6 protein-coding genes are annotated in these 5,708 nt (G+C 39.3%); 5 read left to right on the top strand and 1 reads right to left on the bottom strand.

Annotated elements, in window-relative coordinates:
• Positions 1-223: 223 nt before the first annotated feature.
• The 5 genes from AC1TPB_RS24525 to AC1TPB_RS24505 all read left to right on the top strand — a co-directional run bounded on the left by AC1TPB_RS24525 (position 224) and on the right by AC1TPB_RS24505 (position 5,271).
• Positions 224-2,290, top strand: a complete 2,067-nt coding sequence (locus AC1TPB_RS24525; RefSeq protein ID WP_482078891.1) for a hypothetical protein — start codon at positions 224-226, stop codon at positions 2,288-2,290.
• Positions 2,287-2,580 (top strand): EscU/YscU/HrcU family type III secretion system export apparatus switch protein, encoded by a 294-nt coding sequence (locus tag AC1TPB_RS24520; RefSeq protein WP_482078890.1) that lies wholly within the window; start codon positions 2,287-2,289, stop codon positions 2,578-2,580. Before AC1TPB_RS24525 ends, AC1TPB_RS24520 begins: the two co-directional genes overlap by 4 nt.
• Positions 2,577-2,954, top strand: coding sequence for a YraN family protein (locus AC1TPB_RS24515; protein WP_482078889.1), 378 nt, complete (start codon positions 2,577-2,579; stop codon positions 2,952-2,954). The genes AC1TPB_RS24520 and AC1TPB_RS24515 overlap by 4 nt, the downstream gene beginning before the upstream one ends.
• A 260-nt stretch (positions 2,955-3,214) precedes the next feature.
• Positions 3,215-4,264, top strand: a complete 1,050-nt coding sequence (locus AC1TPB_RS24510) for an acyltransferase family protein (RefSeq protein ID WP_482078888.1) — start codon at positions 3,215-3,217, stop codon at positions 4,262-4,264.
• Positions 4,265-4,470: 206 nt separating this feature from the next.
• On the top strand, positions 4,471-5,271 hold the full coding sequence (locus tag AC1TPB_RS24505) for a class I SAM-dependent methyltransferase (protein ID WP_482078887.1): 801 nt from the start codon (positions 4,471-4,473) through the stop codon (positions 5,269-5,271).
• Between the two features lie 294 nt (positions 5,272-5,565).
• Here the strand turns inward: AC1TPB_RS24505 and AC1TPB_RS24500 are convergent.
• On the bottom strand, positions 5,566-5,708 hold a 143-nt coding region (locus AC1TPB_RS24500), incomplete at its 5' end, for an ATP-binding protein (RefSeq protein WP_482078892.1).

The following is a 5,708-nucleotide window of genomic DNA, read 5'->3' as shown; positions in this document are numbered from 1 at the left end:
GATTAAAAACGCTTTTGTAATCTGCATGCGCATGAAAGAAGAACATCGGAAAGCCGTATGAAGGAAAACTTCACGTACGGTTTGATGAGGAGGGGCTGAAATAATATTCAGCCTTTCACTCTAGAAGTATGAAAATTTCATAGATCATACGATAAGTAGTCAAATAAAAGCGCGCAATAACCGATAAATACTATATGTGAATGAAATGAGGTGGACAGCGCGCATGAGTATCGGAAATATTAAAGGCATGCTGGGCGATGCAGTAAGTAATGATGTAAGAACACTAGAATTGAAGATCGGTCAAGTTGTTCGTGGCGTTGTTTTACAACAATATGATAATAATGAAGCATTAGTTAATATAAATGGAGTTCAAGTGAGAGCGAAGCTAGATATTCCACTGATGGAAGGTCAAGCTTCCTTACTACAAGTTCAGCCAGATTCAAAGGGTGCGTATATTTTACTGCGCCAAGTCGATCCAACGACACTTGGGATGAATGATCCGATGAAAGATATATTGAAAGCACTTAACATGCCAGATAAAGCATGGGCGAATGATATTATTAAAGATTTGCGCAAAGAAGGCTTTCCGTTGAATAAGGAAACTGCGGCAGCGTTTCAGAAGGCCGCGCAGTTAATACCAGCAGGAGTTAACCCAGAGCAATGGATGCAAGCGGCGGCTAGCGCATTTAAACGAGGATTACCGATGACACAAGCAACGATTTCTGCTTTCCATCAGTTGCAATCGGGAACGCCTTTACATGGCTTAATCGATCAGTTGAAAAGTCAGTTGTCCACGCTATTGCAAGCTAATACTGGGGGGACATCTACAAGTGCTCAAACAACGGTACTAATGAATCAGCTTGCAACGTTATTAGATGAAGGTTCAACATTATTACGTTCTCTGGCAACAAATGGGGCAACAACGCAACATCCAGCATCAACTGGAGCGAGTAATCAAGCCGCTAACGTATTAACTGGGGGCGCAGAAGTAGCTAAAGATGGACAGATGGTAGCGCAACAAGGACAAACGCAAGCGGCTGCGCAATCACAAGGTGGAGCTAGCTCCACAGCCTCACAAGGAAATCTTGGACTGCTCATGAAATGGCTCGGTGTCAATCATGAAACAGTACTCGGTAAACAGTTGTTAACTCAGCAGCCAGTTAATGCTCAGCCGCAGACGAATCAAGCTTCGGTGCGAGCAACACAGATAAATCCAGCAAATACTAATCTACAAAGTGGAAATATGAATACGGCACAAGGTAATATAGCGAACTCATCTGTTGTATTAGGAAATGGTGCAGGGCCAACTGCAGGGCAGCAGCCGATTGTAGGTAGCCAAGCTCAACCTGCAGCAGTGAATACAGCGGGTAATTTAAGTGCGAATGTCGTTCCAACACCGACTACAGCAGCAGTGCCGGCATCTGTAACGGCTTTACAGCAATCAGTAGTATCGAGTCAAAGTGCAGAAGTGACTAGCAATCAAGCAAGCTCACAACTAGTGAATGCAAGTAATGCTCAGACAGCGCAACCAGCTACACAGCAGCATGTTCCGGTTCAACAAGCTGTTCATTTACAAGCGGCAATACAAGCGAATATCCAAAGTGATATCGTTCATAATCAAGCAACCGTTCATCAAAATCCATTGACAGCAAGTCAGCAATCCGATGTTTTGCAGCCACAAGCAAATGCAGCAGCGGCACAATCTAATCAAGCGTCAATCAATCATGAAAGCTTGAAATCTACCATTATGCAATTGGTGCAAAGTGCGGATACGCCGCCAGCGGTGAAAGAAACTGCTCAGCAGCTATTGAATGCGATAACGGGTCAGCAATTGATGTTATCTACTGAGCGTAATCACTCTGTATTCTCACATGTGACGATGTTTATTCCACTGCAGGATCAAGACGGTGGTCAAACGGCTGCTGTTCATATCCAAACTCGTCGAGATCGTAAAGGTGAGCTAGATTCAGAAAATTGTCGGATTGTATTCGATCTTAATATGAATGCGATTGGGCCGACGATGGTTGATGTTAATATTACGAATAAAATCGTTAGCTTGAATCTATGGAACGATCATCCCGCGATTAGTACAGTTATCGATGCGATGAAACCGGAAATAAGTGAAGCATTATATTCTACAGGCTATATGCTATCTTCCGTAAGAACTACTCCGATTCCAACAGCAAAGGCAGAGAATGAACAGCTAGAGGAATTGAAGCAGAGAATGCTTCCGCCAGATGTCGAACAGATTAATTCGACGCGCTATAAAGGAGTCGACTTTAAAGTATGAATGAACAACAACCAGTTACGAAATTGCGCAAAGCAGTTGCTATGAAATATGATCCGCTGAACACTACCGCTCCTACGTTAATAGCGAAAGGGCAGGGAGAGCTGGCAGAACGGATACTAGCCAAAGCAAAAGAAAATGGAGTGCCGATACAAGAGGATCAATCACTAGTTGAAGTATTATCCAAATTAGATATCGATCAAGAGATTCCACCAGAGCTATTTGCCGTAGTTGCGGAAATATTGAGCTTTGTATATCGGGCGGATCGACAAGCGAGGGAATGGCCACTATGACCCTGAATCGTAAGCAGCTAGGTGCAGAAGGTGAAGAGCGTGCAAGTCTGTATTTGCAAGAGCAAGGCTACATCATCGCTGAGCGCAACTGGCGCTGTAGTTCAGGTGAATTGGACATTATAGCACGCGAAGATGAGCAACTTGTGTTCGTAGAAGTACGAACAAGAACGGTGTATGCGCAAGGAATGGGAGTGAATCGTTACGGCTCAGTGCTAGAAGCGATCACTCCGCGTAAGCAAATGCAGCTACGCCGTCTAGCAGAGATCTATCTCTATCAGAAGAGGCTGCGCAACATCTCGCTTCGCTTCGATGTCGTGCTAGTCGAGCGCAGTGGCGAACATTACACGATTAATCATATTAAGCATGCATTTTGAAGCTAGATCAGACTACGAAAGTAGGACGGTCTAGCTTTTTTATTGCTCTACGTTGGATTAATATGGATTATATGGTTGAATAATGTGGAGTTGGTTGTTATATTTGAGATAGGTTGTAATAGGGTTGGTAAGATGTGAAATGAACAAATTATGCGTGGATTTATTAATTTGTATTAGATGGAAGAGTAGTTCGTAAATAATGCGTTATCGGAAATTCTTACAAAAAATAAAATCTATAAATCAAAGGAGCAATTCTCGAGATGACGCTGAAAAATCGCATAAACTTCCTGGATAATTTGAAAGTGTTTTTAATTATGCTGGTTGTGTCACATCATGCTGGACAACCTTATGGAGGATCAAACGGATGGTGGTATTTTACAACGGATGATTCACCGGGTTTAGGTGCTTTTTTTGCTGTAAATGCTGCATTTTTCATGAGTCTATTTTTCTTAATATCAGCGTATTTTGTTCCAGCGTCCCTTGAAAAGAGAGGCTTAGGGAGCTTTTTAAGAGAGCGATTTATTCATTTGGGTATTCCTCTAATAATCGGATTCGTTATGCTAATACCATTTTCTTGGCCAGTGATTAATTTCGGACACTTATGGTTTCTTCAACATCTACTGATTTATGTAATTATTTTTACTTTTGTAAAAACGTATTTGTTGAATCCGAGGCATACAAAACAATACGTACATAAACCATTTCCGAGTTTCTTTGTAATTTTACTCTTCACTGCTTTTGTTGCGTTGGCAACATTTGTCATACGCATTTGGTATCCTATTGATCATTGGATTGGATTTCTCGGGTTTATTCAAACTGAATTCGCCCATGTCCCTCAATATGTAAGTTTCTTTATAATAGGATTATCTGCTGCGAAAAATAATTGGATTGTTCGGATTCCTAGATTCGTAGGAGTAATATGGATTATTATTGGGTTTGTACTTGCAGCTATAGTTTATTCTAGGAAGGTAACTTCTTTTCAGCCTGGAGGATTGAATTTCGGTAGTTTGCAATATTCCTTCATTGAAACATTCCTGTGTATGGGAATGTGTGTAGGATTAATATTCGTTTTCCAACGAATTGCAAATAAATCCATTAATTTATTGCAGTCATTGTCATTGAATGCTTTTACTGTTTACGTAATACATGTTCCGGTTGTTGTAATATTACAATACCTCGTTGAATCTCTTCCTGTATCTGCATATTTCAAATTTATTATTGTAATCGGATTGGGGATAGCAGTAAGTTTTTCGACCAGTCACTTTTTAATTAAAAAAATTCCTTATTTAAATAGAGTATTATACAGATAGTTTGAGAGTGATTCAAAGAAGGTAAGAACTTCCGATAACACCATATTCAAGCATCGATCCATTCGGATCTCGGTCCCAGAAGTTTTTCAGGAAGTATAGGCTGCGGACACATTCATTCCCCTAAGATAAGAGCTATCTAAGGGGAATGAACGACGTGAATATCTGAACGTTATATGAAAGTGACTAAATAGGAATGGAGAATAATCATGGAACAAAAAGTTAAAAATGCTTGGAACACATGGTCAAATGATTGGTATCAAAAATATCGTACAGAAGATGTAATTAATCAGATTATATTGAATCCTAGTTCAGCTTTTCCTGAAGAAGTTTTTAATACTATAATGAAATACTTTGTGGATTTGAAGAATAAGAAGGTTTTAGTTCCATCTAGTGGAGATAATCATGCAGTATTTGCTTTTTGTTTAATGGGAGCTCAAGTTACTTCATGCGATATTTCTGATATGCAAATTGAAAATAGTAAACTAATATCAGATAAACATCAGTGGGATATTGATTATATTTGCGATGATACAATGAAGCTTAGTAAAGTAAAATCGAATGAATATGATCTGGTTTATACTTCTAACGGTGTTCATGTATGGATAGATAACTTAGATTCAATGTATGAAAATATTAAAAGAACTTTAAAACCAAACGGCATAAGTATTATGTATGATATACACCCATATTTAAGACCTTTTGGAATTAGTCATAATAAGGAATTAGAAATAAGAAAAAGATATGATGAAATTGGACCATACGGAGAAGTACCTACTTATAAATGGAGAATGCAAGATTTGATCAACGCGATAGCAAAAGCAGGGTTACGCATTGAAGAAATTGAAGAATTTCACACAAAGGATCCAACCTTTTGGATAGACGAAGAGGAAGAAAATATTGAAGAATTTGATGAGAATACGTTAAAAGAATTATTGGATTGGAAGGTAAATCCACTGGCAGCATTACCACAGTGGGTAACAATTGTATCTAGTTATTCAGAGAAGTAGTCACCTTCATATAACACAGTATTCACGCAGCGGCTACGCCTTGGTCACTTTGATGCTTTTGGCTGAGGTAGCAGATTCAGTGACAACCTTGCATGCGCAAGGTTCGTGAATAGCTGAACGTTAGCTGAAACTTCCGAGTTCAAGTGCAAATAAAGGCAACATTGGAAGTGAAAAAAAACAAAGGCAATGTTAGAAGAGCAATTAAGATTAGGCTAAGTTAAGTTTAATAGTTTACATTGACTGTAAATGTCAACCTAAGAATGTATACTTTTGCTTGTTTAATGATGTACAAAATCACTTGTCTTCTTTCAAAAAGTGATCCTTCAAACGGTAAGATTCGCCTACAATCGTGACGACCGTTGCATGATGTAAAATGCGATCTAAGATGGCATTCGCTAACTTTGGTTCGCGAAATACTTCATCCCATGCCTTGAAAT

Source organism: Paenibacillus sp. Y951, from assembly GCF_056786395.1.
The sequence above is the reverse complement of the archived record's forward strand: the minus strand, read 5'-3'. Positions and strand labels throughout refer to the sequence as shown.